The sequence below is a fragment of the Cupriavidus sp. FW305-27 genome (assembly GCF_058787995.1).
Genome location: NZ_JBYTAG010000050.1, coordinates 12,754 through 39,365 on the forward strand (window position 1 = coordinate 12,754; position 26,612 = coordinate 39,365).

Annotated in this window: 22 protein-coding genes; 9 read left to right on the forward strand and 13 right to left on the reverse strand. The window is 68.9% G+C overall.

Features of this window, described 5'->3' with window-relative positions; genetic code table 11:
- Positions 1-66: 66 nt before the first annotated feature.
- From AC3WRI_RS22510 to AC3WRI_RS22535, 6 genes are all read right to left on the reverse strand, one after another.
- The gene (locus tag AC3WRI_RS22510) at positions 67-2,499 is read right to left on the reverse strand and encodes a penicillin acylase family protein (protein ID WP_492294116.1); all 2,433 of its coding nucleotides are present in this window, start codon (positions 2,497-2,499) and stop codon (positions 67-69) included.
- 125 nt (positions 2,500-2,624) lie between these two features.
- Positions 2,625-4,208, reverse strand: a complete 1,584-nt coding sequence (locus AC3WRI_RS22515; protein WP_492294119.1) for a sulfite reductase subunit alpha — start codon at positions 4,206-4,208, stop codon at positions 2,625-2,627.
- Positions 4,209-4,219: 11 nt separating this feature from the next.
- Positions 4,220-5,227 (reverse strand): FAD:protein FMN transferase, encoded by a 1,008-nt coding sequence (locus tag AC3WRI_RS22520; protein ID WP_492294118.1) that lies wholly within the window; start codon positions 5,225-5,227, stop codon positions 4,220-4,222.
- Between the two features lie 14 nt (positions 5,228-5,241).
- Complete coding sequence (locus AC3WRI_RS22525) at positions 5,242-6,081, reverse strand: DUF4198 domain-containing protein (protein ID WP_011617921.1); 840 nt, start codon at positions 6,079-6,081, stop codon at positions 5,242-5,244.
- A gap of 18 nt (positions 6,082-6,099) precedes the next feature.
- Entirely contained in the window at positions 6,100-6,624 is a 525-nt protein-coding gene (locus tag AC3WRI_RS22530) for a DUF2271 domain-containing protein (protein WP_010810779.1), read from the reverse strand.
- Between the two features lie 55 nt (positions 6,625-6,679).
- Entirely contained in the window at positions 6,680-7,336 is a 657-nt protein-coding gene (locus tag AC3WRI_RS22535) for a PepSY-associated TM helix domain-containing protein (protein WP_011617922.1), read from the reverse strand.
- 459 nt (positions 7,337-7,795) lie between these two features.
- Between AC3WRI_RS22535 and AC3WRI_RS22540 the strand changes: the two genes are divergently transcribed.
- Together AC3WRI_RS22540 and AC3WRI_RS22545 are read left to right on the forward strand one after the other, a co-directional pair.
- Positions 7,796-9,352 carry a methyl-accepting chemotaxis protein gene (locus AC3WRI_RS22540; protein WP_011617923.1) on the forward strand — a complete coding sequence of 519 codons (1,557 nt, stop codon included), beginning with the start codon at positions 7,796-7,798 and terminating at the stop codon, positions 9,350-9,352.
- A 122-nt stretch (positions 9,353-9,474) separates the two neighbouring features.
- Entirely contained in the window at positions 9,475-9,726 is a 252-nt protein-coding gene (locus AC3WRI_RS22545; protein ID WP_011617924.1) for a GlsB/YeaQ/YmgE family stress response membrane protein, read from the forward strand.
- Here the strand turns inward: AC3WRI_RS22545 and AC3WRI_RS22550 are convergent.
- Together AC3WRI_RS22550 and AC3WRI_RS22555 are read right to left on the reverse strand one after the other, a co-directional pair.
- Entirely contained in the window at positions 9,699-12,974 is a 3,276-nt protein-coding gene (locus AC3WRI_RS22550) for a transglycosylase domain-containing protein (RefSeq protein ID WP_011617925.1), read from the reverse strand. The two genes, AC3WRI_RS22545 and AC3WRI_RS22550, sit on opposite strands and share 28 nt — an antisense overlap.
- A gap of 223 nt (positions 12,975-13,197) precedes the next feature.
- Positions 13,198-14,232: an aldo/keto reductase gene (locus AC3WRI_RS22555; RefSeq protein WP_010810784.1), complete on the reverse strand. Its 1,035-nt coding sequence runs from the start codon at positions 14,230-14,232 to the stop codon at positions 13,198-13,200.
- A 296-nt stretch (positions 14,233-14,528) separates the two neighbouring features.
- On the opposite strand from AC3WRI_RS22555, the gene AC3WRI_RS22560 reads away from it, so the two are divergent.
- The 3 genes from AC3WRI_RS22560 to AC3WRI_RS22570 all read left to right on the forward strand — a co-directional run bounded on the left by AC3WRI_RS22560 (position 14,529) and on the right by AC3WRI_RS22570 (position 17,803).
- Positions 14,529-15,758, forward strand: coding sequence for an NAD(P)/FAD-dependent oxidoreductase (locus tag AC3WRI_RS22560; RefSeq protein WP_011617926.1), 1,230 nt, complete (start codon positions 14,529-14,531; stop codon positions 15,756-15,758).
- Between the two features lie 70 nt (positions 15,759-15,828).
- Entirely contained in the window at positions 15,829-16,560 is a 732-nt protein-coding gene (fabG, locus tag AC3WRI_RS22565; RefSeq protein WP_011617927.1) for a 3-oxoacyl-ACP reductase FabG, read from the forward strand.
- A gap of 25 nt (positions 16,561-16,585) precedes the next feature.
- The gene (locus AC3WRI_RS22570) at positions 16,586-17,803 is read left to right on the forward strand and encodes a cation:proton antiporter (protein ID WP_011617928.1); all 1,218 of its coding nucleotides are present in this window, start codon (positions 16,586-16,588) and stop codon (positions 17,801-17,803) included.
- Between the two features lie 15 nt (positions 17,804-17,818).
- Here AC3WRI_RS22570 and AC3WRI_RS22575 read toward each other — a convergent pair whose 3' ends face one another.
- Positions 17,819-18,724 (reverse strand): LysR family transcriptional regulator, encoded by a 906-nt coding sequence (locus tag AC3WRI_RS22575; RefSeq protein ID WP_011617929.1) that lies wholly within the window; start codon positions 18,722-18,724, stop codon positions 17,819-17,821.
- A 135-nt stretch (positions 18,725-18,859) separates the two neighbouring features.
- Between AC3WRI_RS22575 and AC3WRI_RS22580 the strand changes: the two genes are divergently transcribed.
- Positions 18,860-20,167: an SGNH/GDSL hydrolase family protein gene (locus AC3WRI_RS22580; RefSeq protein ID WP_011617930.1), complete on the forward strand. Its 1,308-nt coding sequence runs from the start codon at positions 18,860-18,862 to the stop codon at positions 20,165-20,167.
- Here AC3WRI_RS22580 and AC3WRI_RS22585 read toward each other — a convergent pair.
- From AC3WRI_RS22585 to AC3WRI_RS22595, 3 genes are all read right to left on the reverse strand, one after another.
- Positions 20,125-20,778: a glutathione S-transferase family protein gene (locus AC3WRI_RS22585; protein WP_010810807.1), complete on the reverse strand. Its 654-nt coding sequence runs from the start codon at positions 20,776-20,778 to the stop codon at positions 20,125-20,127. The two genes, AC3WRI_RS22580 and AC3WRI_RS22585, sit on opposite strands and share 43 nt — an antisense overlap.
- 42 nt (positions 20,779-20,820) lie before the next feature.
- Entirely contained in the window at positions 20,821-21,777 is a 957-nt protein-coding gene (gene pip, locus AC3WRI_RS22590) for a prolyl aminopeptidase (protein WP_011617931.1), read from the reverse strand.
- A gap of 69 nt (positions 21,778-21,846) precedes the next feature.
- On the reverse strand, positions 21,847-22,734 hold the full coding sequence (locus AC3WRI_RS22595; RefSeq protein ID WP_010810809.1) for a LysR substrate-binding domain-containing protein: 888 nt from the start codon (positions 22,732-22,734) through the stop codon (positions 21,847-21,849).
- 146 nt (positions 22,735-22,880) lie between these two features.
- On the opposite strand from AC3WRI_RS22595, the gene AC3WRI_RS22600 reads away from it, so the two are divergent.
- Positions 22,881-23,279: a RidA family protein gene (locus AC3WRI_RS22600; protein ID WP_010810810.1), complete on the forward strand. Its 399-nt coding sequence runs from the start codon at positions 22,881-22,883 to the stop codon at positions 23,277-23,279.
- Complete coding sequence (locus tag AC3WRI_RS22605; protein ID WP_011617932.1) at positions 23,276-24,409, forward strand: NADH:flavin oxidoreductase; 1,134 nt, start codon at positions 23,276-23,278, stop codon at positions 24,407-24,409. The genes AC3WRI_RS22600 and AC3WRI_RS22605 overlap by 4 nt, the downstream gene beginning before the upstream one ends.
- A 14-nt stretch (positions 24,410-24,423) precedes the next feature.
- Here the strand turns inward: AC3WRI_RS22605 and AC3WRI_RS22610 are convergent, their stop codons facing one another.
- A complete protein-coding gene (locus tag AC3WRI_RS22610; protein WP_037024847.1) occupies positions 24,424-25,422 on the reverse strand; it encodes an AraC family transcriptional regulator in 999 nt (332 codons plus the stop codon).
- Positions 25,423-25,612: 190 nt separating this feature from the next.
- Between AC3WRI_RS22610 and AC3WRI_RS22615 the strand changes: the two genes are divergently transcribed.
- Positions 25,613-26,593, forward strand: a complete 981-nt coding sequence (locus AC3WRI_RS22615) for a quinone oxidoreductase family protein (RefSeq protein ID WP_010810813.1) — start codon at positions 25,613-25,615, stop codon at positions 26,591-26,593.
- Positions 26,594-26,612 lie beyond the last annotated feature (19 nt).

Consider the following 26,612-nt stretch of genomic DNA (forward strand, 5'->3'; position numbering starts at 1 on the left):
CCGCTTGCGGGAGAGGGGTGCGTACGCCAAGCTTGATGGCTACTTCAAACGCATGGGTTGTCCCACTTACTGCGGCACCAACTCCAACCGCTCCCGGCTGGCCTTCTCCACCGCCTTGCGCGTATACACCAGCGGGAAATACTGGCCCTTGGCCCACAACGGCGCCAGGTCGCGGTAATGCGGGCTGGCGGGATTGCCCGATTGCCCCGGCGTGTTGATCACGCGCGAGGCATCCCAGTTGCCCACATCCAGCACCATGCGGAACGACGCGCCCGCGGTCAGCCGGAAGTCGGTATTGCGGTAGCTGGTGTTCATCGGCGTGAAGGCCGAGCCGCCGATCGGACCGGCGTTGACGTTGAACTGCTGGCGTTCCGCGTCGCTCAGGATCGGGTCCATCGGATGCGTGAACACGGCGGTGTGGAGCTTGCCCCATCGCCATGCGCGCGGGTCGGGGCCGAGCTTGCCTTCCGCTTCCGCCATGGCGGCCTTCAGCGATTCGAGCATCACCGCATTGCGGCGCTCCACCGGCATCCACGGACCGGGCTGCTCCAGCACCGCCACCACGCGCGCGGCATCGCCGGCACCGACCAGGCGTGCGGCTTCGGGCGTCAGCGCGGCGCGCACCACGGCCTGGCGCAGGTGTTTGCTGAACCAGACTTCGAACAATGCCGCAGCGGCGCTGTCGGCACGCTCGTTGCCGTCCCACCCGCGCAGCAGGTCCAGGCCGCGGGCCAGTTGCGGGTCGTCGCTGCGCACATCCCTCAGCAGCGCCACCACGCGCTGGGCCGGCAGCGAAACGGTGTCGTTCTGCCACGCCATCGAGTCCTGCACCGAGCTGCGCGCATTGGCGCCCACCACGGCCTTGAGCCGGCGCGCGCGCGAGCTGTCGCTCCATTCATAGCCCACGCCAAGTTTCGCGGCCGGGTGCTCGGGCGGGATGTTGTTCTCGTTGGCGGTGACGATGTAGCCTGGCGCGGGGTTGTAGGCCCACGGCAGCTCGTCCATGTTGCGGTAGCCGGCCCACTCGTAGCGGCCATCGCCCGCCACCGGCGTGAGGCCGTCCCAGTTGGGCCGCTTGACGGTCAGCCCGCCCGGGATCCAGCCGATATTGCCGCTGCTATCGGCATAGACCTGGTTCTCGCCGGGCGCGCCCCAGCGGTTCATGGCGGCGCGGAACTGGTCCCAGTTGCGCGCGCGCATATAGTCCATCGAACCGAAGTACGGCGCCATGCCGTAGTCGAGCCACGCGGCGCGCAGCGCCCACGCCTGCGCGCGGCCGGCATCGGCAACCAGCACCGGGCCGTGGCGCGTGAAGTCGATGGTGACCTTGCGCGGCGCGGACTCGCCCTTGACCACGATCTCTTCGGTGATGCTCTCCATCGGTTCCCAGCGGCCCTTGTACTTGTACTCATGCGGGTTGGCCGGATTGAGCTCGTAGCCGTACAGGTCTTCCTGGTCCATGTAGAAGCGCGTCAGGCCAAAGGCAATGGTGCCGTTGTGCCCGATCGAGATGCCGGGCAGGAACGGCTCGCCCGCGCCGATCACCGACATCCCCGGCGCGTTCAGGTGGCTGATATAGCGCAGGCTGGGCGCGCCGTGCGAGCGGTGCGGGTCGTTGGCCAGGATCGGGCGGCCGGTGGTGGTGCGCTTGCCGCCGATGACCCAGTTGTTCGATCCGAGGCTGCGGCCGGCGTCGCTGTTGGGGTCCACCAGTGCGTAGAGCTGGTCGAGCGGGATGCTGGCGGCCTGCGCATTGCCCCACGCCTCTTTCGGGAAGCGCGCTGCGGCGGTGGCCAGTTCGTAGGCGCGGCGCAGCTCGGCGGCGGGAGCCGTGCAGGGGTCGATGCCGGGGCTGAGCCTGGGCTCGATCTGCGGGTCGAGTTCGCGGCGCAGCCAGTCGGCACGCGGGGCGTCCTGTTTGGCCTGGCAATAGAGCTGGGCGCGTTCGACTTCGCCGGTGAAGTTGAGCGTCAGGCCGTGGTGGCGGATGCGCACGATATCGTCGGCGCGCCAGCGCGCAGGCTTGTAGTTGAGCTTGCGGAATTCCGGCGGCAGCAGCTCGGGCTTCTGCTCGGTCAGCGCCACATAGGCGTTCACCCCGGCCACGAAGGCCTCGGCCACGCGCTTGGCGTCGGAGCCATAGGCCAGCCATTCGCGGTACATGTCGCCGCGGAACAGCACCGCGCGCGCCATGCGGTCGCCATCGGCATAGGCCGGGCCGAAGTCCCTGGCCATTTCGCCGAGTCCGCGCTTGCGCCACAGGTCGATCTGCCACAGGCGGTCGCGCGCGGCCATGAAGCCCTGCACGAAAAAGGCGTCGTAGAGCGTGCCGGCATAGATATGCGGCACGCCCCAGCGGTCGACCAGCACGCTGGCGGGCTTTTCCAGGCCGGGCACGGCCAGCACGTTGTTGCGGACGGGGGCTTCGGCCATGGCGGCCGGGATGGTGGTGGCGAGCAGGGCCAGCGCAGCGGCCAGGCGGCGGGGGGTGCGTAACATCAGGTCTCCTCGGTGTTGTGATTGGCTGCAGATGTCTTGCAGTTCACACCGAAGATAGTGCATCGCCAGCCAGCGCGCGAGCCGCGCGGCCGATCTCCGCACGGCGTGTGCCGCTGCGGGTTCGCTCAGTAAACGTCGCGCCGGTAGCGGCCGTCGTCGGCAAGCCGGCGCAGCGCGTCTGCGCCGAGGATCCCGGCCAGTGCGTCATGGACGCCGCCGGCCATGCCCTGCAGGCTGCCGCAGACATAGATGGCGGCGCCGTCCGCCACCCATTGGCGCACCGTATCGCCCTGCGCGCGCAAGGCGTCCTGCACGTAGCGCGGCGCGCCGCCGTCACGCGACCAGGCATGGTCCACGCGCTGCAGCGTGCCGTCGGCCTGCCATGCGGCCAGGTCCCCGGCAAAGAGCGCATCATGCTGCGCCGAGCGCTCGCCGAACAGCAGCCAGTTGCGGCGCCGCCCGGCCGCGGCGCGGGCCTTGAGCTGGGCGCGCAGCCCGGCCAGCCCGGTGCCGTTGCCGACCAGGATCAGGGGCCGGTCATCGGCCGGCGGGTGGAAGCTGCGGTTGGTGCGGATGCGCAGCGCGATGCGGGTGCCCACGGCCGCGTGTTCGGTCAGCCAGCCGGAGGCCAGGCCCAGGCGGCCGTCGTCGTAGCGGGTCTGCCGCACCAGCAGTTCGAGTTGCCCGTCCCGCGGCAGCGAGGCGATCGAATATTCGCGGTGCGGCAGCGGCGGCAGCGTGTCCACCAGTTGCTGCGGCGGCAGGCCCTGCATCGCCGCGAAGTGCGCCTCAGGCAGCGGCATGCGTGTGCCCAGCGCCTCGGCGAGCGTGGCGTCGCGGCCGTCGCAGCGCACCGGTGTGGCGCCGTCGAGGCCAAGCCGCGCCAGCAGCCGTTCAACCTCGGCCGGCGCGTGGCACGGGCCGATCTCGGCGATGTCGCCGGCTTGCCAGTCCATTGCCGCATCGTCCTGCGGCGCCAGCGACAGGTGGAATGCCGGCGCGCCCTGGCTGCCGGGGTTCAGATGACGGCGTTGCGCGAGCCGCCAGCGGTCATAGCGCGGGCGTTCCCAGTCGGCAATCTCCGCGCCGCCGCTCAGGGCCGACAGGTGGTTCTGCCAGTGGCGCAGCGCGCCGGCGTCGCCGTTGTCGACTTCGACCAGGTCAAAGAGCGGCTGCGCGCGGTGACGCTGCAGCCAGCCGTCGAGCGCGTGGCCGAAGGCGCAGAAGCGCGCGTAGCTGCTGTCGCCGAGCGCGAGGATGCCGTAGCGCAAGGACTGCAGGCCATCCGCGCCGGCCAGCAAGCGGCGCGCAAAACCGGACGCGCTGTCGGGGGCGTCGCCCTCGCCGGTGGTGCTGACCAGAAACAGCGCCTGGCGGCATGCCTGCAGGCGCCGCGCATCGACATCGGCCAGCGACAGCAGTTGCACCGGCACCCCCGCGCCGTGCAGCGCGTTGGCGGTCTGCAACGCCAGTTGTTCGGCAAACCCGGTCTGCGAGGCATAGGCAACCAGCGTCGCGCCCTCTTCCGTGCCAGCCAGTGCCACCACGCGCACGCGCCGCTGGCGATGGTGGGCAAGCACCGCGCTGCAGAAGCCCGCATAGGCGGCCACCACGCCGGCCGCCATGGCCATGCGCGACGGCCCCAGCACGGACAGCGCGACGCCGCCGGCAACGGCAAGCCAGCTTGCGCCGGCGATGGCGGACGGCATGGCCTTCGCGCTCATGCCAGCATCGCGGCAAAGGCCGGGGACAGCTGTTCGTCGAAGCCGCCCGGCGTGCGCACCAGGAAGCGCGCGGCAATGCCGTGGCGGCGCGCGTGCGCCATGCCTGCCTGCGGGCCCAGCACGGTCAGCGCGGTGGACAGCGCATCGGCCAGCATGCACTGCGCGTGGATGACCGTGACCGAGGCCAGCGCGTGGCTGGCCGGATAGCCGGTGCGCGGATCGATGGTATGGGCGTAGCGGCGACCGTCACTGTCGAAATAGCGGCGATAGTCGCCGGAAGTGGCGACGGACAGGCCGTGCAGTGCCACCAGCGTCTGCCCCGCGGCATCGCTGCCCAGCCCCGGCGGGGCCTCCAGCGCGACCCACCACGGCATGCCGTCGGGCTTGACGCCATGGCCGCGCAGTTCGCCGCCGATCTCCGTCAAGTGGTGGTCAAGGCCCTGCTCACACAGGTAGCCTGCCACCGCGTCGACGGCAAAGCCCTTGGCGATGGCGCAGAAGTCCAGCGACACGCCGCCCGGCTGCCAGGCGCGCCGGCCCGTGGCATCGACTTCGATGCGGGCCCAGCCGCAGCGGCCGCGCGTGGCCTGCACCGCGTCTGGCGACGGCGGCGCGGTGCGCGCCGGTGCTGGGCCGAAGCCCCACAGGTCGACCAGCGGACCGGCGCTCGGGTCATAGGCGCCACCGCTGTCGCGCGCCACCTGCAGCGCGCATTGCAGCACCATGAAGCAGTCTTCAGGCAGCGCGTGCCAGCTGCCGGGTGCCGCGCCGTTGAAACGGCTCAGATCGGAATCCGCTTCCCAGTTGCTCATCTGCGCGATCACGCCATCCAGAACGGCCTGGATGCCGGCGGCGATGGCGTCCGCATCCGTGGCCGGCGGCAGCAGTGCCGCCAGCGACCAGGTCGTGCCCATGGTCGCGCCGCCCCAGCGCTGCAGCCGCATATCGGCTGCGGGCGGCTGTGGGGGCGCGGTCAGCGCAACAGGTACCAGGACGCGGTTCAAACCCGGCAACCGGCTTATTGCGGCAGCACCTCGACCGTCACCGCATAGACGGCACGGCGCGATTTGGCCTGCTTGAAGGTGGTCTTGTCGTCCTTCACCTCGGCTTCCATCCAGTACATGCCTGGGGCCGGCCACTTGACGCTGAACTTGCCGTCGGCGTCGGTGGTGGCGCTGAACTCCTGCAGCTGGTCGCGGTAGCGGATGCCGCCCGGCACCACCGAGACCTTCAGGTTGCTGGCGGGCTTGCCGTCGAGCAGCATGCGGAAGCTGGCGGTGTCGCCCGCGACCAGGTCGTTCGGGTGCGTGATCGGGGCCAGTTCCAGGCCGCGGCCGGCGGTGCGCAGGCCCTTGTCGCTGGGCTTGCCGGCGGTGATGAAGGATTCGATGCGGCCTTCGGCCTGGGTGGCCTGCAGGTCCTGCGCATTGGCCGGGACTTCCTTGGCGAAGTTCTCGGCCGAACCCCGCCAGCGCTTGGCCTGGCCGTCGACCTTGTAGCTGGCGAACAGGCCGTTGTTGACCACCGCCACGCGGTACGTGCCGGGCTGGGTCAGGTGCAGGTCGAAGGTGCTGCGGTACTTGCCGGTGGCAGCGTTCTCGGCCTTGACGGCGCTGCCATCGGGCGCGGTCACCTGCAGGTTGTCGAGCCGCATCGGCACGTGCTCGAAATAGAACAGGTCGTTGGAGACAGCGGCGTCCACGGTCACCCACGGATCGCTGCCTGACAGCACGGTAGCCGACGGCAGCAGCCACTGGCGGTGCGCGTGCGCGGCCAGCGGCGCCAGGGCGGCCAGGGCGAGCACGGCCACGCGGGTGGCGATGCGGGTAGATGCGGCGGACATAAGGGAAGGTTTCATCGTCTGGCTCCGGAAGGATTACGGCTTCAGTTCGACGGTCACGCCGCCGAGTTCGTGTTCGCCCTTGGCGCGGGCGGTCTGTGCGGCTTGCGGCGGCCACGTGAACGGCACGCGCAGCAGCTCGCGCCCGCCCACTTCACGCGCGGCTTCCACCACCAGCTGGTAGTTGCCGGCGGGCAGCTTGCCCAGCGGCGCCTTGTCGTCGCTGAAGCTCACGCCGTGCTCGCCCGGCGCGCGCGTGGCGCCGGAGATGCCGTCGGCCGGCATGTGCAGGTCGCGGCCGGCCTTGCGCCACCACTGGCGCATGTCCTTGAGCCACTTGGTGCCTTCGCCGTCCCTGAGCTTGCCGTCGTACCAGACCGCCAGGGTCTGCACCGGGCTCTGGTCGGCGCGCTCGACCCACATCGCCACATAGGGGCGGTGGTACTCGGCCACGGTCAGGCGCGGGATTTCGACCTTGACGTTCAGGTCCGCGGCCAGCGCGGGGCCGGCCAGGGGAACCGCGGCCATGCCGGTCAGGGTGACGGTGAGCAGTCGGCGCATATCGGAGAAACCTCGTCAGTGGGATGCAGGAAGGAAAACGGTTGGAACGGTTGACTCAATGGATAAACAGGAGCGCCAGCAGCACCGGGACCACCAGCCCCAGCCCCACCAGCGGCCAGGTCCCCACGCGCCCGGCCGCATGCAGCTTGAGCAGGAACAGGCCGGTCACGCTGAAGACCAGGCATGCCAGCGCGAACACATCCAGGAACAGGCTCCACGCGGCGCCGGTGTTGCGGCCCTTGTGCAGGTCGTTCAGGTAGGAGATGGCGCCGCGCGTGGTTTTCTCGTACTGGGCTTCGCCGCTGTCGAGTTCCAGGCTGACCCAGGCGTCGCCGCCCGGACGCGGCAGCGCCACGTAGATCTCGTCGGCGGACCATTCGGCCTCGCGCCCGCTGGCGTCGATGTCCAGCGCCTGCGCCAGCCAGTCGGCCAGCACCGGCGGCACCGGCGCCTTCTTTTCACGCCCCTGGGCATCGCCCGCCGGCGCTTCGGCCCGCACCTTGTCGAGCACGCGCGTGGGCATGGTGGCGTGGCGCGTCTCGACCGCGGGCCTGGCCTCGATCTGTGCGGCGTGGTTGAGCGTGAAGCCGGTAACGGCAAACATCAGCATCCCGATCAGGCAGATCGCGGAACTGATCCAGTGCCACTGGTGGAGATGCTTGAGCCAGAAGGCACGCCGCTGTTGGCCGGAGGCCGGCTGGGTTTCGGTCATTGCGGTTGGTCGGCGGGCGCGGCCCAAGTGGCGGCCCGGTCTTGCCTTGTGTACGGATAGCTGGAGCGTCCCTTGCGCGCATCACACGGGCTCAGGCGTGCCATTGTCTGCACAATGGTTGGCGGAAGAGAGAAGGATAATCGTTCGCATTTGAAATCGCAAACGGTCCGGGACGGCGCTGGATTACAGCGCATTACAACGTGAAGCAGCGGGACGGATCACTTGTCCGCGGCGCTCTGGTTCGCTGGAAGAGATGTGCAACGCACAAGCAAGACGGCACATGTAAGCCAATCAACCATATCACCCGAAGGGGTGAAATTACCCAGTCAAGTTAGTTGCCTCCTGCGCCGTTAAGGCGATGACTCACACGCATGCGACAGGCGCCACCGATGCATGACGCCGCCGGCGTGTCGCCGACAAGAAAACGCGCAGAGCGCGGAATATGGAGGAGTGGAAGCAATGCTGCACAACCTGAGCCTGAAGAAGAAGCTGTTATTGCCGCTGGTGCTGAGCTGGATCTGCCTGCTCGGCATCACGCTGTGGAACGCGTGGCAGATCCGCTCGCTACGCATGGAAGAGCGGCGCCTGGACCTGGCCCACGTCACCGACACCGCATTCTCGGTGGTGGCCGAGTACGAGGCGCTGGCCAAGGCCGGCAAGCTGACGCAGGACGAGGCCAGGAATCAGGCCATCGAGCGCGTGCGCGCGATGCGCTTCGGCAGCGATGGCTATTTCACGCTGATGCGCTCGGACACCGTGGTATTGATGCACCCGTTCAAGCCGGAGATGAACGGCAAGGCCATGGAAGGCACCAAGGACCCCAACGGCGTCTACCTCTTCCGCGAAATCGCCGGGATCGGCAAAGGGCCTGGCAAGGGCTTCGTCGAGTACCTGTGGCCCAAGCCCGGCGCGGATGCGCCGCAGCCCAAGCTGAGCTACGTGGCCAACTTCCGCCCGTGGGACTGGAACTTCATCGCGGGCCTGTACCTGGACGACATCGAGGCGGCGTTCCGCGCCGAACTGATGAAGGCGTTCGGCATCCTGCTGGGGGTTGGCTTGCTGATGTCGCTGGTGATGGTGCGCGTGGCGGCCAGCCTGCAGCGCCAGCTGGGCGGCGAACCTGCCACCACGGCGCACATCGCCGGGCGCATTGCCGAAGGCGACCTCGGCAGCCAGGTAGAGGTGCGCCCCGGCGACGAGCACAGCGTCCTCTATGCGATGCATCGCATGCAGGCGCGCCTGACCGGCGCAATCGGCAGCATCCGCGGCTCGGCCGATTCGATCGCGGGCGCGGCCAAGCAGATCGCCGCGGGCAACGCCGACCTGTCGCGCCGCAGCGAAGAACAGGCCGCGTCGCTGCAGGAAACCGCCGCCAGCATGGAGCAGCTCACCAGCACCGTGCGCCAGAGCGCCGAGAACGCGCGCCAGGCCAGCCACCTGGCCGAAGGCGCATCGGACATCGCGGTGCGCGGCGGCACCATCGTCAGCCAGGTGGTGGACACCATGGGCGAGATCAAGAATGCCTCGGGCAAGGTGGTCGACATCATCGGCGTGATCGAGGGCATTGCCTTCCAGACCAACATCCTCGCGCTCAATGCGGCCGTGGAAGCGGCACGTGCCGGCGACCAGGGCCGCGGCTTCGCGGTGGTGGCCGGCGAGGTGCGCACGCTGGCGCAGCGCAGCGCCACCGCTGCAAAGGAGATCAAGGCGCTGATCGGCAACTCGGCGCAGCGCGTGGATGACGGCGCGGTGCTGGTTGAAAGCGCGGGCAAGGCGATGGACGAGATCGTCGGCGCGGTCAAGCGCGTGACCGACCTGATGGCCGAGATGCGCGCGGCTACCGAGGAGCAGACCGGCGGCATCGAGCAGGTCAACCAGGCGGTGTCGCAGATGGACCAGATGGCGCAGCAGAACGCCGCGCTGGTGGAAGAAGCCGCGGCCGCCGCCGCCTCGCTGGAAGACCAGGCCGATGCGCTGCATCACGCGGTCGGCCAGTTCCGGCTGGCGCAGGCCTGACGGCAGCGCCTGCGCTTGTCACTTGAGCGTCATACGCACCAGACTGCTGCGTGTATCATGAAGCGCAACCGGCCGCCCCTTGCGGCCGGCATGGACTCAGACCACTACCGGGAGAGCGCATCATGATGGCATTCATTGGCACCGTGTTCGTTGGCCTTATCGTCGGCCTGATCGCCAGGGCGGTCAAACCCGGCGACGACAAGATGGGCTGGATCATGACCATCGTCCTGGGCGTGCTGGGCTCGCTGGCTGCAGGCTACGTCGGCCGCGCCATGGGCTGGTACCTGCCGGGCCAGCCGGCCGGCTGGATTGCGTCGGTGATTGGCGCGATCGTGCTGCTGGTGATCTACGGCATGGTCCGGCGCAAGGGCTGACTGGCGCGGCGCACGCCGGCGGCGTCCTGCGCGTCGGCCAGGGCCGGTACCTCGGGCGCGGCAGGCGCCTGCGGTACCGCGGCAGTATTGGGCGTGCCGCTGCGCGCCGGCCCCTGGAGGCTCTGGAGGCCCTGGGCCAGCGTGGCGCCAGGCACGGCGTCGGCCGGCGTGGCCATGGCGGGCACGCGCGGCGTACGCAGGCCGGGCGCGGCATCATGGCAACGCAGCAGCGGGCGGTCGCCACCCGGCGCCATCGCCGACACCTGCGGCGCGACCGCCCGCAGGACCCGCACCGCCAGCGCGCTGGTAAAGCTGTAGCGCGCCGCATAGGGTTCTCTCACATTGACCACTACGGTGCCGAAGAAGCGCTCGCCCAGCGTGAACACAAAGGTGGCCGAGCGGTTCACCGAGCGCGACGAAATCAGCCGCCCGCCCGGCCCATAGACCTGGTAGCGCTGGTCGCCGGTGCCGGTCTTGCCCGCCACCGCCAGCGTGGCGCCGTCGCGCCCGGGCACCGTGAAGGCGCCGCGGATCGACCTGGCGGTGCCGCGCTCCACCACATCCAGCATCGAGCGCCGCGCCAGTTCGGCCACTTCGGCCGGCAATACCCGCTTGCCCGGACCCGGCTGCAGCACGTAGCGCGTGGCGTACGGCGTGCCGTCGGCAAACGCCAGGCTGCGCACCGCCGTGTTCTGCGTGACTACGCCGCCCGCCAGCAGGATGCCGGCCAGCTCCGCCAGCGCGGCCGGCCGGTCGCCCGCGGCACCGATGGCGCTGCCGTACGACGGCGTCAGGGAATCGAACGGATAGCCCAGCCGCTGCCAGCGCCGCGCAATCCGCGTGAAGGCGTCTTGCTCCAGCAGCGTGCGGATGCGGTTGTCCTGGCCGGCCTTGCTGCGCGTGCGGAACAGCCATTTGTACACTTCCTGGCGCTCGGCGGTGCTGGCCTTCAGGATCTCTGCCAGCGTCGCGTCGGGGTGCTGGTCGAGGTACTCCACCATCCACAGTTCCAGCGGATGCACCCGTGACAGGTAGCCCCGGTCGTTCAGGTTGAACTTGTCCTTGCCGTACTTGCGGTACAGCGCGCTCAGGTCTTCGCCGGCCAGCTGCTTGTCGCCCAGGCGGGCGCGCATGATGCGGATGTAGCTGTCCTCGTCCAGGTGCGGCCGCGCGCTCAGCAGCGTCACCGACATGCGCACCGCATTCAGGTGCGGCGTAGTCATGCGCACGCGGCCCAGCAGCGTGGCCAGGCGCAGCTCAGAACTCTTGCCGCGGTAGCGCTGGTAGAAGTTCGTCATGTAGGCGCTGCCCTCCTGGTCGGCAAAGCGCTCCAGGTAGGCGCGCCGGCCGGGCGCGTCGCGGTCATCGAAGAGCTCGCCAATGTCCGGGCTGGCGTGGAAGGTCTCGTAGCGCACGATGTCGCGCATCATGCGGATGAAGACCAGGTTGACCGAGTGCTGGAATGCGGTCCGCACCGTCAGGTTGCGCATGCCCGATTCACGCTCGAAATTGCTGAAGCTCTGCAGGCCGCCGCCGGTGTAGAAGGCTTCGCCGGCGCCGCCGGAGTACTTGCGCTCCATGGCGGCATCGAGCATGGCCATCAGCTCGCGCTCCGCGGGCTTGCGCGCCTTAAGCAAGTAATCGACCGCCCAGTGGCTGAGCGCGTCCTGGCGTGCCAGCGGCACCGCGGCCAGCTGTGCGCTGGTCATGCCGGCATAGCGCGCGTGCAGCTCGCTGATGATCTCCAGGTAGGTCACCAGCGTGCGCAGCTTGGCCGTGGAACCCAGGTTCAGGCGCGCGCCGCTGTTGATATCAAAGGGCTGGTCGATATTGTCGGCCTGGATCCGCACCACGCTGGCATTGCCCACGCGCTCATACAGCGTGAAGCTCGTCATCAGTTTCGACGGGTCGTCGTGGTCGCGCAGCAGGTTGTGGCCGTACAGGCCCATGGCGCGCGCATCGGCCTTGTTGTTCACGCGCTGCAGCGTTTCGGTGACGATGCGCTGCGCCTCGCGGTTGACGGTGCTGTCCACGGTCAGGTCGAGCCGGTCCATGTCGTAGCGGCTCTCCACCCCGGTGAGCCGGGTGATATCGGCACGCACCCGGTTGACGGCCTTGCGCGTGACAAAGGGCTCCTGCGGCGGGCTCTGGGGTGGCGCGGCCTTGTCCAGCGGCTGCGCCAGCGCTACGTCGCGCAGCTCGGCGGTGATGACGTTGTTGGCCGCCAGCAGGCGCAGGTAGCTGCCGGTCAGCGCATCCAGGTTGGTGTCATCGCGGCGCAGGTGGTAGGACGGGCGGCGCTGCGAGATGATCAGCGACAGTGCGCGCTTGAAGGCCTGCGCCTGGCGCGGCTCGGGCGCGTGCTGGTCCAGTTCCTTGAGCAGCCGGTTGACCTCGCCGAAGTCCTCGCCATACCAGACCCAGAGCCCATCGCCGATGCCGTTGATCTCGCCGAAGCCGGCGCGCGCCGACAGCGGCACCGTGTTCAGGTAGTCGACCACGATGCGCTCGCGCGCGCGCTGGGTGTCGGGGCCGTCCAGGTAGGCACGCAGCGACGCCGACGCCATCTGGCGGAATTTCTCCGGGATCGATGCGGTGCGCCCTTCGGGCGAGTGCCGGTATTTCTCGATCTGCGTGGCCAGCGTGCTGCCGCCGGGCGCGTCATGCGACTTGTCGGCAAGCCGGATCACCTGGTCGAGCACCGCGCGCGACAGCCGGCGCCAGTCCAGCGCCGGGTTCATATTGGGGTATTCCGGGTTGAGCAGGCCCTGGTTCTCGACATAGAGCAAGGCGCTCACCAGCAGCGGCGGCACCGTGCCGAAGTCCGGGTACTGGCGCTGCGGATAACGCTCGAACGCCAGCGTCAGCCCGTTGCAGTCGCGCAGCAGCAGGCCCGCCTGGTTCTTCTCGCGGTAGGGCGTGAACAGGCCTTCGTCGATCAGCCGCACCATCTCGGGCGACATGCGCGCCTGTTCGGCGGGAACGTAGCCGCGCTGCTCCAGCCGCTGCGCGAACAGCGGCACCTGGCCGTAGCCCATGCGGGCGTCATAGGGCCCGGAATGCGGGAAACGGATGCTGTCGCTGGCGCCCGGCAGGATCTCGAATGTCAGCCGCTGCCCCAGGCTGCCGATCAGCCGCGCCTGCAAGTGCGAGTTGTGCACTTCGCTTGCGACAAAGCTGTACACAACATAGGCGCCCCCACCAAGGGCGACCGCCAAGCCAGCGAAGATCCAGCCACGACGCGACACGTTTGGGCTTCCCTGTTGGGCCGATGCAGCGCGCAGGGGCTGTCATGCACCGGCTCGAAGCGCAATGTTCTCGCGGCGCGCGCACGCCGCGCGCCGCCTGTCTTGATATTAGTAGGAGTAAAGGCAGCCTGCAGCAAGCGCACGCGCGGGCATTGTGCCGTTGCATACAGGCATCACTCCAGGCAGCGCCTGAGCCACATTGCGCCCCTGTCCGAAACGGTCATCAGGCTGCCTGCGCGCGTGCCACGGGCCGCCCCCCGAACGGATAGCCCGGGTCGTTGTAGCCGTGCGTCGAGGCATGGCCCGGCGACACCAGCGCATCGACCATCGATTCTTCCTCGGGCGTGATGACGGCAGCGGGCGCGCCCAGGTAGTCCTCGAATTGCGCGAGCGTGCGCGGACCGGCAATGACCGACGAGATAATCGGGTTGGCCAGCACCCACGCCGTGGCGAACTGGCCCGGGGTCAGCCCGCGCCCTTCGGCATGGGCCTTGAGCTGCTGTGCAATCAGCAGCGACTCTTCACGGAACTCGGTTTCCATCATGCGGCGGTCTGCGCGGCCGGCGCGCGTACCCTCGCCCGGTGCCTGCCCGGGCGCGTACTTGCCGGTCAGCACGCCGCGCGCCACCGGGCTGTAGGGCACCACGCCCAGCCCGTAGTGCTCGCATGCCGGCAGGATCTCCACCTCCGGCATCCGGTTCAGCAGGTTGTAATAGGGCTGGCATGCCACCGGGCGCGGCACGCCCAGCTCGCCGCACAGCCGTGCGATCTCCGCGATGCGCCAGCCGCGGAAGTTCGACACCGCCCAGTAGCGGATCTTGCCGCTGCGCACCAGGTCGCCCATTGCCCGCACCGCCTCTTCCAGGTTCGCGCCGGGATAATCGCGGTGCAGATAGAGAATGTCGATGTAGTCCGTCGCCAGCCGGTGCAGGCTGTCCTCCACCGCGCGCAGGATCCAGGTCCGCGAATAGTGCCCGTGATTGGGCGCCGCCTGCATCGCGTTGCCCAGCTTGGTGGCAAGTACCCAGTCGTGGCGGCTGGCGGTCAGCAGGCGCCCGACCATCTGCTCCGACGCGCCCTTGGTATACACGTCGGCGGTGTCGATGAAGTTCACGCCGTGGTCGCGCGCGCTGGCGACGATGCGGGCGGCTTCGGCCGCATCGGTCTGGTCGGCGAACATCATGGTGCCCAGGCAAAGTGCCGAAACGCGCAGGTTGCTGGCGCCGAGGCGGCGGTAGGGCATGGTGGTGGCGGGCATGGTGGCTCCTTGGGTGGGGTGGGATGGCGTCGGGTTGGTGAAAGCACAGGGCACAGGCGGAAACGGCAGACTGTGACCACGGTTCCACATTTTGCCGCGAGTCGGCGTGGCTTGCTGGCCCCCTGCCGGTTTCCGTGCGGCCCATCGGGGATCCAGCCCGGGAGAATTGGTTTCAATATGTTGCAGGCCGGCCAACGGGAGCCAATTTGCAGTCATATTCTCGCGTTTGCCGCGGAGGATGACGCTTTGCGCTACCCTCGCGGCGTTCATGCAAGAGAAGAAAAGAGTCGAACCTTATGAAAACGGAAACCACGGATGTCGTCATCATCGGCGCAGGGCCCGCGGGCTCGGTCGCGGCCGGCTTGCTGCGCAAGCATGGGATTCCGGTGCTGGTGATCGAGAAGGAGACGTTCCCGCGCTTTTCCATCGGCGAAAGCCTGCTGCCGCAGAGCATGGCCTACATCGAAGAGGCAGGCATGCTGCGCGCGGTGGTGGAAGCGGGCTTCCAGTACAAGAACGGCGCCGCCTTCGCGCGCGGCGACCAGCAGACCGCCTTTGACTTTCGCGAGAAGTTCTCGCCCGGCTGGGGCACCACCTACCAGGTGCAGCGCGCGCGCTTTGACGACGTGCTGATCCGCGAGGCGGCGCGCCAGGGCGCCGAGGTGCGCTTCTCGCACCTGGTCGAGGACGTCGACGTCAGCGGCGCGCAGCCGGAGGTGACCGTGCGTGCGCCGGACGGCAGCCGGTACAGCGTGCGCGCGAAGTTCCTGCTCGATGCCTCCGGCTTTGGCCGCATCCTGCCGCGCCTGCTGCAGCTGGAATCGCCGTCGGGCTTCCCGGTGCGCAGCGCGCTCTTCACCCACGTGGAAGACCGCATCGCGCCGGGCGCCTTCGATCGCAACAAGATCCTGATCAGCGTGCATCCGCAACACCCTGACGTCTGGTACTGGACCATCCCGTTCTCGGACGGCCGCTGCTCGCAGGGCGTGGTTGCCGAGAAGGCATTCCTGGACCGCTACACGGGCACCGAGACCGAACGGCTGCGGGCGCTGGTGGCCGAGGAACCCGGCCTGGCAAAGCTGCTTGGCAACGCGCAGTGGGACACCCCCGCGCGCCAGATCGCCGGCTATTCGGCCAATGTGAAGTCCCTGTGGGGCAACGGCTATGCGCTGCTCGGCAATGCCGGGGAGTTCCTGGACCCGGTGTTCTCGTCCGGCGTGACCATCGCCTTCAAGTCGGCCAGCCTGGCGGCGCAATGCCTGGTGCGCCAGCTTGCCGGCGACACCGTGGACTGGGAGCAGGACTTCGCCCAGCCGCTCAAGGCCGGCGTGGACTGCTTCCGCGTGTTTGTCGAAGCCTGGTACGAGGGCCGCTTCCAGCAACTGATCTTCCATCCCAATGCCAACTCCGAGATCCGCGACATGATCTCGTCGATCCTGGCCGGCTACGCGTGGGACCGCAGCAACCCCTTCGTGGCCGAGCCGCGCCGCCGGCTGGCGGTGCTGGAAGAATTCTGCCGCGTATGATGCGCCGCATCTGCACGCGTTCCGCGTTCGCGCCTGCGCCCGCAGAGGACTTTTTTCAAGGACACCTGGTATGACCAATCCGACCGTACTGGTTACGGGATCGTCGCGCGGCATCGGTCGCGCCATCGCCCTGCGGCTGGCCCGCGACGGCTATGACGTGGTGGTGCATTGCCGCTCGCGCCGCGACGAAGCCGACTCCGTCGCCGACGCGGTGCGCGCTTGCGGCCGCAAGGCCCGCGTGTTGTGCTTCGACGTGGCCCGGCGCGAGGAAGCCGCTGCCGCGCTGCTGGCCGATATCGCCGCACATGACTGCTACTACGGCGTGGTGTGCAACGCCGGCCTGGCGCGCGACGCGGCCTTCCCGGCCATGAGCGGCGCCGAATGGGACGAGGTGGTGCACACCAACCTCGACGCCTTCTACAACGTGCTCAACCCGGTGGTGATGCCGATGGTGCAGCGACGCCAGCCCGGGCGCATCGTCACGCTGTCGTCGGTCTCGGGCCTGGTGGGCAACCGCGGCCAGACCAACTACAGCGCGGCCAAGGCCGGCATCATCGGCGCCACCAAGGCGCTGGCAATCGAACTTGCCAAACGCGCCATCACAGTCAACTGCGTGGCGCCCGGCCTGATCGACACCGACATGGTCGAGCAGCACGTGCGCGACGAGGCGCTGCGCATGATCCCGGCGCGGCGGCTCGGCACGCCCGACGAAGTGGCCGCGACCGTGGCCTTCCTGATGTCGCCCGACGCTGGCTATATCACGCGCCAGGTGATCTCGGTCAACGGGGGCATGTTCGGATGAAGCGCGTCGTCGCCAGCGTGACCCCATGAACGGGGTCAGCATCTTCTTCCTGCAGGCGATGCTGGTGGTCGCCCTGCCCTATCTGCTATGGCGTGGTGCCGGCCTGCGCTCGGTGTTTCCGCTGGTTGGTGTGCAGGTGCTGGCCGGCATCGTGCTGGGGCCGTCGGTGTTCGGGCAACTGGCGCCGCAGGGCTGGACCGCGCTGTTCGGCCCTGATCGCCTGCCGATGCTGTCCGGCCTGCAGTGGCTGGCGGTGACGCTGTTCTGCTTCCTGACCGGCCTGCACCTGCGCGAAGACAGCGTGCCCGCGCACTGGCGCGCGACCCTGCAGATCTCGCTGGGCAGCATTGCGGCGCCGTTCGCGCTGGGGGCCGCTGCCGGCTGGTGGATGACCACGGCCGGCTGGCCGGTCGCGGGGGAACTGGCCAGCCCCTACTGGTTTGCCTGCGCCATGGGCATCTGCACCGCCGTCACGGCGCTGCCGGTGCTGGGTGCGCTGCTGCGCGAGATGCGCCTGACCGGCACCCGCCTGGGCCAGCTGGCCTTGCGCTGCGCGGCCGTCAACGATGCCTGGGTGTGGCTGTTCCTGACCCTGGTGCTGCTGCAGCATGGCGGCCAGGACGGCGCCAGCGGCCTCATCGTGGCGGCCCGCGCCGGTGCTTACCTGGCGTTCATGTTCCTGGCAGTGCGCCCCGCGCTGGCATGGCTGCTGCGCCGCCGCGCGCCGGAGACCGAGCTGCTGCTGGCGATGGCGCTGTTCCTGGTGCTGGCGTCGGCATTCCTGGGGGAGTTGGCCGGGCTGCACCATGTGATGGGCGGCTTCGTCGCCGGACTGGTATGGCCCGCACGCGAAGCGCAGCGTGTGCGCCAGCAGCTCGAACCGGTCACGGTGGTGGTGCTGCTGCCCTTCTTTTTCCTGGCCGCCGGACTGCGCACCGAGATCTCGCTGGATAATCCGATGACACTGTGGATCGCGTTGCTGTCGCTGGTCATCGCGATCACCGGCAAGATGGCCGGCGTCGCGCTGCCCGCGCGCCGCGCCGGCATGGGCTGGCACGAATCGCTGGCACTGGGCACGCTACTGCAGACCAAGGGCCTGGTCGAGGTGGTGGTGCTGACCGTGCTGCTGGACGCGCGCATCATCAGCACCGCGGCGTTTTCCGGACTGTTGCTGATGGCGCTGGCCAGCACGCTGCTGGCGCGGCCGTTGACGATGCTGGTAGCGCGGGGCCGGTTGCATTAAGCGCCATCCGGCCGCTCACACCGGAGTCAATCCCGGCAACCCTGCAATCGCCTGCGCCAGGTAGTCCAGCAAAAGCCGCACCCGCTCCGGCTGGTAGCGCCGCGACGGATAGACCAGGAAGGCTTCCTGCGCCGGACCGCTCCAGCGTGGCAACACGCGCTGCAGGGCGCCGCTGTCGAGCAGGTCCTGCACCAGCCATGCCGGCGTCATGCCAAAGCCGGCGCCGGCCAGGAAGCTTTCGCGCATCGCCAGCGAGTTGTTGACGCGGTAGCGGCAGGACGCGCTCACCGGCGCCTGCCCGCCGGGCCCGTCGAGCACGATCTCGTCGCCGGCGGCCAGCCAGGTGAAGCGCAGGATCTGGTGCCGCGCCAGGTCGGCCGGCTGCCGGATGCGCGCATGGCGTGCGAGGTAGTCGGGCGAGGCTACCAGCAGCCGCGGCGACACCGCGATGCGGCGCGCGACCACATTGGGCGGCAGCGAGGCGCCGAGGCGCACCGCGATGTCGACGCCCTCCTCCACCAGGTCGACGAAGCGGTCGTCGAACAGCAACTCCACCTCTACCTCCGGATAGCGCTGCTGGAACGCCAGCACCAGCGCATTGAGCCGCAGCACGCCGAAGCTGGCCGGCGCGCTGACACGCACCCGCCCGGCCGGCTGCCCGGACATGCCACGCGCATCGCTGACCGCCTCGCCGTATTCATCCAGCACGCGGCGCGCGCGCTCATGGAAGCGCCGCCCCGCCTCGGTCGGCGACAGGCTGGTGGTGCTGCGCTCCAGCAGCCGCACGCCCATCTCTTTCTCCAGCGCAGCCACGACCTTGCTGATGGTCGGCTGGGTCGACTGCTGCTCGCGCGCCACCGCCGACAGGCTGCCCAGCTCCACGGCGCGCACGAAGACCTGCATTGCCCTGATGGTGTCCATGCCGTTCCTTGTGTGCCCACTCATTCCATCATGGCATGAGCGATATGCCATTCTGCCCGCTACCTGTCATTTCTGGAATGCCCTACCTTTGGCGCCATCCCGGCACCAACGCCGGTCCACGAACCGAGGCAAACCATGTTCCGCATTCCCCGCATCCTGCGCCGCCTGACTGCGCTGACGTTGTCCGCCACCATCGCCAGCACCGCGGCGCTGGCCAGCCCCTTGCAAGACCCGGCCTGGCTGACCAGCTGGATGGCAAGCCAGCAGCCGGTGTGGCAGCCCGGCGCCCAGCCGCTGCCGACCGGCGTGCCCGCGGTGCTGTCCGGCCAGACGCTGCGCCAGGTGGTACGGCTCAGCGTGGGCGGCAAGCGCGTGCGCGTGGTGCTGTCCAACCCCTACGGCCGCCACCCGGTCGCGGTCGGCGCGGCGCAACTCGCGCGCCATGCCGGCGGTGGCAGTACCGATGCGGCGGGCAGCAGCGCGGTGACGTTCCGCGGCAGCGCGTCGGTGATCCTCCCGGCTGGCCAGTCCGTGGCAAGCGATCCGGTCGTCTTCGACTCCCCCGTACTGGGCGAACTGGCACTCAGCCTCTACCTGCCGCAACCGACAGCGATCGAGTCGTTCCATTGGGATGGGCGCCAGACCGCGTGGCTCGTGGCCGGCAATGCGACCAGGCAGGCCACGCTGCCTGCGCCGCAGTCGTTCAGCGCACGCATCCTGCTCAGCGAGGTGCAGGTCGATGCGCCCGGGCATGCCGGCGCCGTGGTGGCCATCGGCGATTCGATCACCGAGGGCAACGGCTCAACCCCCGACACCAACCGCCGCTGGCCCGACGTGCTGGCACAGCGTGCTGCCGGCAACGGCGTGGCTGTGCTCAATGCCGGCATCTCCGGCGGCCGGCTGCTGCGCGATGGCATGGGGGAGTCCGCGCTGGCGCGGCTGGATCGCGACGTACTGAGCCAGCCGCATGTGCGCACCGTGATCGCGGCGATCGGCATCAACGATATCGCCTGGCCAGGCTCCACCTTTGCACCGGGCGATGCGGTGCCGCAGGCCGCCGAGCTGATCGAGGGCTACCGCCGCCTGATCGCGCGCGCCCATGCGCGCGGCGTGCGCGTGATCGGCGCCACCATCACGCCGTTTGCGGGGGCGCTGCGCGATACGCCGATCCGCGGCTATGACAGCCCGGGCAAGGAAGCGGTGCGGCTGGCGGTCAACGACTGGATCCGCAACGGCGGCGCGTTCGATGGGGTGGTGGACTTCGACGCCGCGGTGCGCGATCCCGCGCGCCCGCAGGCGCTGCTGCCGGCGTTCGACAGCGGCGACCACCTGCATCCCGGCGACGCGGGCTATCGCGCCATGGCGGCGCAGATCGATGCGGCGCTGCCTGAGCTTGGCCGTCAGTCCCGGTCCGGCGCACCCGGTGGAAAGAGCGGGCGGTAAGGCCGCGCCTCGTCCACCGCGCGCGCGAACGATGGCCGCGCCAGCAGCCGGTTGCGATAAGCGCGCACATTGCCGCGCGCATCGGGGATGGGATGCACCCAGTCCGCGTAGAACAGCGATGGCGCGGCAGCGCAATCGGCCAGAGTGAAGGCGCCGCCCGCGGCCCATTCCCGGCCGGCCAGCGTTGGCTCGAGCCAGGCGTAGGCCGAGTCAAGCAGCTTGCGCGCCTCGGCCACGCCATAGGCATCGCGGTGCTCCGCCGGGCGCAGGTAGTCGGCCACGATGCGTTGCATCGGCGTCATCACGTACTGGTCGAAGAAGCGGTCGAGCATGCGCACTTCCAGCGCGGCGTCGGGCGAATCCGGCAGCCAGCGCACCGGGCCGCGGTGATGCTGGTCCAGGTAGTCGATGATGATGCTGGACTCGAACACCGTGCGGCTGCCATCGACCAGCACCGGCATGCGCCTGAGCGGCCACAGCCTGGCGAGTTCGTCCATGTTCTGCGCGTGTTCAGGCGACAGCATCCGGAATTCGAAGGGGATGGCGTTCTCGTACAGCGCAACCAGGACCTTCTGGCAATAGGACGAAAACGGGTGGGCGTATAGCTCCATCGTGGTCTCCGGTGGTGATCTTCGGTGGTGGTCGGCGCGCGACTACTGCTGCGCCGCAAAGCGATCGGTCGCGGCAATCAGCTGGTCCATGATGCCCGGCTCGGTCCACGCATGGCCGGCGCCTTCGATCAGGTGGAAATCGGCCGCGGGCCACGCCTGGTGCAGCGCATAGGCATAGCGCACCGGGCACGGCATGTCATAGCGGCCGTGCACGATCACGCCGGGGATGTCGGCCAGCTTGTGCGCGTCGCGCAGCAGCTGCCCGTCTTCCAGCCAGCAGCGGTGCGTGAAATAGTGGTTCTCCAGCCGCGCGAACGCCAGCGCGAAGTGCCCGTCGTCATGCTTGGCGCTGTTGCCGGCGTCTGGCAGCAGCGTGATGGTCTCGCCTTCCCAAACGCTCCATGCGCGTGCCGCTTCCACCTGCTTGTCCTGGTCGTCACCAGTCAGCAGCTTGCGGTACGCGGCCATCATGTTGCCGCGCTCGGCCTCGGGCACCGGCGCCTGGAAACGCGCCCATTTGTCGGGGAACATCTCGGACACGCCGTATTGGTAGTACCAGTCCAGCTCGGCCTGCGACACCGTGTAGATGCCACGCAGCACCAGCTCGCTGACGCGCTGCGGGTGCTTCTGCGCATAGGCCAGCGCCAGCGTCGAGCCCCATGAGCCGCCGAACACCAGCCAGCGCTCCACGCCGGCCAGATCGCGCAGGCGCTCGATATCGTCGACCAGGTGCCAGGTGGTGTTGGCCTCCAGCCCCGCATGCGGCGTCGAACGCCCGCAGCCGCGCTGGTCGAACAGCAGCACGTCATAGCGCGCCGGATCGAACAGCCGCCGGTGGTCCGCAGAGATCCCGCCACCGGGCCCGCCGTGCAGGAACACCGCCGGCTTGGCGCCGGGCGTGCCCACACGCTCGTAGTAGATGACATGCCCGTCGCCGACATCCAGCGTGCCGGTTTCATAGGGCTCGATTTCGGGATAGAGGGTGCGCAAGGCCGGCATGGATATGGGTCTACGGAGATCGGGAGCCACAGTGTACGCCGGAGGGAACGTCAAACAGTAGCCCGCCCCTTAACCGGCGAACACCGCCTTCACCCAGTCCCTCAGCAACCGCGTGGCGGGACGCTCCGCGGCGCGCTCGCTGTAGACAAGGTCATAGCGGAAACTCTCCAGCGTAAGCCCGAAGGGCTGCACCAGCACGCCCGAGGCCAGCTCTTCGGCGACCAGCGTCAGGCTGAGCAGGCCGACTCCCTGTCCCGCAATGGTGGCCTGCACGGCGTGGATCTCGTCGGTAAAGCTGAGGCCCGCCTGTGGATCGGTGACCTCGACGCCGGCGTGCGCCAGCCACTGGTGCCATACCGGCGCGCGCTCGTCATCGCGCGCGCCGGCGCCCCATTCGAAGTGCACCAGCGTGGCGTGCTTCAGGTCTTGCACGCTGGCCAGCTTCAGGCCGGGGCTGCAGACCGGCGCAAACCGGTCGCAGAACAACGGCTCGACCACCAGGCCGGGATAGCTGCCGCTGCCGTAGCGGATGGCAGCGTCCGCATCGTGGTCCAGGTCGACGACCTGGTCCGACGCATCCAGGCGCAGCGTCCAGTCAGGGTAGGCCGTGCGGAACTGGCCGGCGCGCGGTGCCAGCCGCCTGGCCATGAAGGCAACCGTCGACGTCAGCGTGGCAACGTTGGCCTGTGCGCTGCGCTGCACCGCCAGCACGGCGCGCTCCATCCCGTCCAGGCCGTCCCGCACCGCGGGAAACAACTGATGCCCGGCGGGCGTCAGGCGCACCTTGCGGGTCTGGCGCTCGAACAGCTTCACGCCAAGGCTCTCTTCCAGCAACCGGATCTGGTGGCTGACCGCCGTCGGCGTGACGTGCAGTTCGTCCGCCGCGTGCTTGAAGCTGGCGCGCCGGGCGGCGGCTTCAAAGGTGCGCAGGGCACCCAGTGGCGGCAGTTTGCGCAAGCCTCCCCCTTAGATGAGATGTATTCATGTGTCGACTGAAAAGCGACCATTTGTCGCGGCCTGATCTCCGCTCCGATACTTGACCTATCTGATCGGCCACCCAGGCGACCAGGTGAATTCTACTAAATCATCTACCGGAGTCAGCAATGCTACTGGAACAAGTCCACACCCAACCCGACCCTTATGCTCCCTATCTGCTTTCGCAAGCCATCCGGGCCGGCGGCTTCCTCTTTGTCTCCGGCCAGGCCGGGGTCGGCGACGATGGCGCCATCGTGGGCCGTGACGACTTCGATGCCCAGGCCGAGCAGGCGTTCAGCAACCTCAGGCGCGCGCTGCAGGCGGGCGGCTCGGGGCTGGACCGCGTGGTGAAGGTGACGATCTTCCTGACCTCGATGGCACACTTCCCGAAGATCGTCGCACTGCGCCGCAAGTGGTTCTCTGCCCCCTATCCGGCCGACACCATCGTCGAGGTCTCGGCGCTCTACTCGCCGGACGCGAAGATCGAGATCGAAGCCATCGCCCTGGCCGCAGAAGCTGCGCGATGACCACGCCCGCCGCGCCCTCACTGTTCGATACGCTGGCCCTGAACGGCGTGCCGCTGCGCAACCGGCTCGCGGTGGCGCCGATGACGCGCATCAGCGCCACCGCCGCAGGCGTTCCCACCGAGGCCATGACGCGCTACTACGCAGGCTTTGCCCGCGGCGGCTTTGGCCTCATCGTCACGGAGGGTATCTATACCGACCGTGCCTATACCCAGGGCTATGCCGGCCAGCCCGGTTTGACGGATGCGCAGCAAGTGGCCGCGTGGCGCCAGGTGGTTGCCGCGGTCCACCAGCAGGGCGGGCGCATCGTGGCCCAGCTGATGCACGCCGGTGCGCTGTCGCAGGCCAACCGCTTCCGCGACCACACGGTCGGGCCCTCGGCGGTGCAGCCCAAGGGGCTGCAAATGACCGTGTATGCCGGCAAGGGTCCATACCGGATGCCGCGCGCCATGGAAGAGGCGGACATCCTGCAGGCCATCGAAGGCTTTGCGCAGGCCGCCCGGCTGGCCCGTGACGCGGGTTTCGACGGCGTTGAAATCCACGGTGCCAATGGCTATCTGCTGGATCAGTTCCTGACGAGCTATACGAATCAACGCCAGGACGCCTGGGGCGGCAGCATCGCACAGCGCATGCGCCTGCCGCTGGAAACCGTCCGCGCGGTGCGCGTTGCCGTGGGAGCTGGCTTCCCCGTCGGCGTGCGCATCTCGCAAGGCAAGGTCAATGATTTCGTCCACAAGTGGCCGGAAGGCGCGGAAGGCGCGGCCGCCGTTTTCTCCGCGCTCGCGGCAAGCAGCGTGGACTACCTCCACGTGACGGAGCACGAAGCATGGCAGCCCGCCTTCGCGGACGACGGCGCGACGCTGGTGCAGCTTGCACGCCGTGCCGCGCCCGGGCTCACGATCATGGCCAACGGCAGCCTGCATGAGCCATCGCGCGCGGCCAGCCTGCTGGACGATGGCGCGACGCTGGTCGCGCTCGGACGCGGCGCCCTTGCGAATCCGGACTGGCCGGTGCTGGTGCGCGAGGGACAGCCGGTGCGGCCGTTCGATGCGGCCGTCCTCGCGCCGCTGGGCAATATCAAGGATGCCGAGCAGGCGCTGCGCGAAGCACGCGCGACGGTGACGCCAGGCTGACGGCATCGCCCGCGCTAGCGTTGCGCGTGATCCCTGCGCCAGCTGGCCGGCGCCATCCCGAACTGCGCAGAAAACCACCGGGTAAAGGAGCTGGCCGACCCATACCCCAGCAACTGCGACACCCGCAGCAGCGAATAGCGCGGGTTCTCCACGTACCGTCGCGCCAGTTCACGCCGCACGTCGTTCAGGATCTCAGTAAAGGTCTCGCCCGCGTCGTCGAGCTGGCGCTGCATGGTGCGCAGGCTCAGGCCCAGGCCCTCCGCCACGGCCTCGCAGGTGGCGCGGCCCATTGGCAGCATCAGGTAGATGGCGGCGCGCACTTCATGGCCGATGGACTGCGGGTTGGCGCGCGGCAGCGTGTCGATGAACTGCTGTGCGTAGCGTGCCATGACCGGATCCGCCGTCGGGTTCGGCGCGTCGAGGTCGGCCGCGCGGCAGATGATGCCATTGCAGTCCGCGTTGAACTCCAGCGGGCAACCGAACAGGCGGCGATGGATGCGCAGGTCGGCCGGCGGCGCATGCGTGAAGCTCACGCCGATCGGCTGCCAGCGCGGACCCAGCAGCAGCGCGCACATGCGGAAGACGACGCCGATGGCCAGCTCGGTGGCCTGCCGCGAGGGCGCGTCGCTGAGCACTTCCTGCCGGATGACCACGGCGCTGCCGGCATCCTCGAGCAACAGCGCCACCGAGTCATTGACCAGGTGCCGGTAGCGGATGGTGGTGGCAAGCGCGGCGCGCAGCGTGGGCTGCTGGCTGATCAAGAGGCTCATCACGCCAAAGTCCGACAGCTGGCGCGACTCCGCCATGCGCAGCCCGAAGGTCGGGCAGGCCGAGGCCTGCGCGGCGGCTTCCAGCAGCGCCACGCAGGCGCTGAGCGGGACGCGCTGGTCGGGATCGTCCAGCCAGGCCCGCCGCAGTCGCGCCTGGCGCAGCAACGGCTGCGGATCCAGGCCGAGGTCGCGCGAAACCTCGAGGAAGTTGGTTAGTGCGGCAGCACGTATCAGGGTTTCCAAGCCAGCGTTGCCTTGCGATGAGATGTCAGTCGGGGGCGCGGTCTGCCCGCCGCAGCAGCGATCATAGGGCCGCATGGCATGAAATGCAAAGTCATCGGGAGCCAATGCAAAGCCGGCCGGGGCAGCAATCTCTACAGTTCCCTGCAGCTGCAGCGTGTTCTGCACCAACCAGACTCCAGGAGACAAGACCATGGCAAACGTTGTCCGCATGTACGAGACCGGCGGCCCCGAAGTGCTTCGCTATGAACACATGGAAGTGGGCGATCCGGGCCCCGGACAGGTCCGCATCCGCCACGTCGCAGTGGGACTGAACTACGCCGACACCTACTTCCGCAATGGCACCTATCCCGTGCCGCTGCCCAGCGGCATGGGCGTGGAAGCCGCCGGCGTGGTGGTATCCGTCGGCCCGGGCGTGACCAACGTGGCGGCGGGCGACCGCGTCACCTACACCGGCTTCGTCAACACGCTGGGCGCCTACAGCACCGAGCGCCTGGTACCGGCCGCGCCGCTGATCCGCCTGCCCGAGAGCATTGCCTTCGAAACCGCCGCGGCCATGACCATGCGCGGGCTGACCTCGGCCTACCTGATGCGCCGCATCTATCCGTTCAGCCAGGGCGACACCATCCTGCTGCACGCCGCGGCGGGCGGGGTCGGGCTGATCGTGTCGCAGTGGGCCAAGCTGCTGGGCCTGACGGTGATCGGCACGGTGTCCACCGAAGCCAAGGCCGAAGTGGCGCGTGCGCACGGCTGCGACCACATCATCCAGTACACCCGCGAAGACGTAGCCAAGCGCGTGCGCGAGCTGACCGACGGCGTGGGGGTCTCGGTGGTATTCGACAGCGTCGGCAAGACCACCTTCATGGCGTCGCTGGATTCGCTCAAGCGGCGCGGCACCATGGTGTGCGTGGGCACCGCATCGGGCCCGATTCCGCCGTTCGACCCCGTGCTGCTGGCGATGAAGGGATCGCTGTTCCTGACGCGCCCGGCGCTGGCCGACTACATCGCCGACCCTGCGGAGAAGCAAGCGCTGGCGGGCGAGCTGTTCGACCACGTGGGCGCGGGCCGCATCCGCATCGGCATCAACCAGCGCTATGCGCTGGAAGACGCGGTCCAGGCGCACCAGGACCTGGAGGCGCGCCGTACCACCGGCTCGTCGATCTTCGTCATCTGAGAACAACAACAGAGGAGAC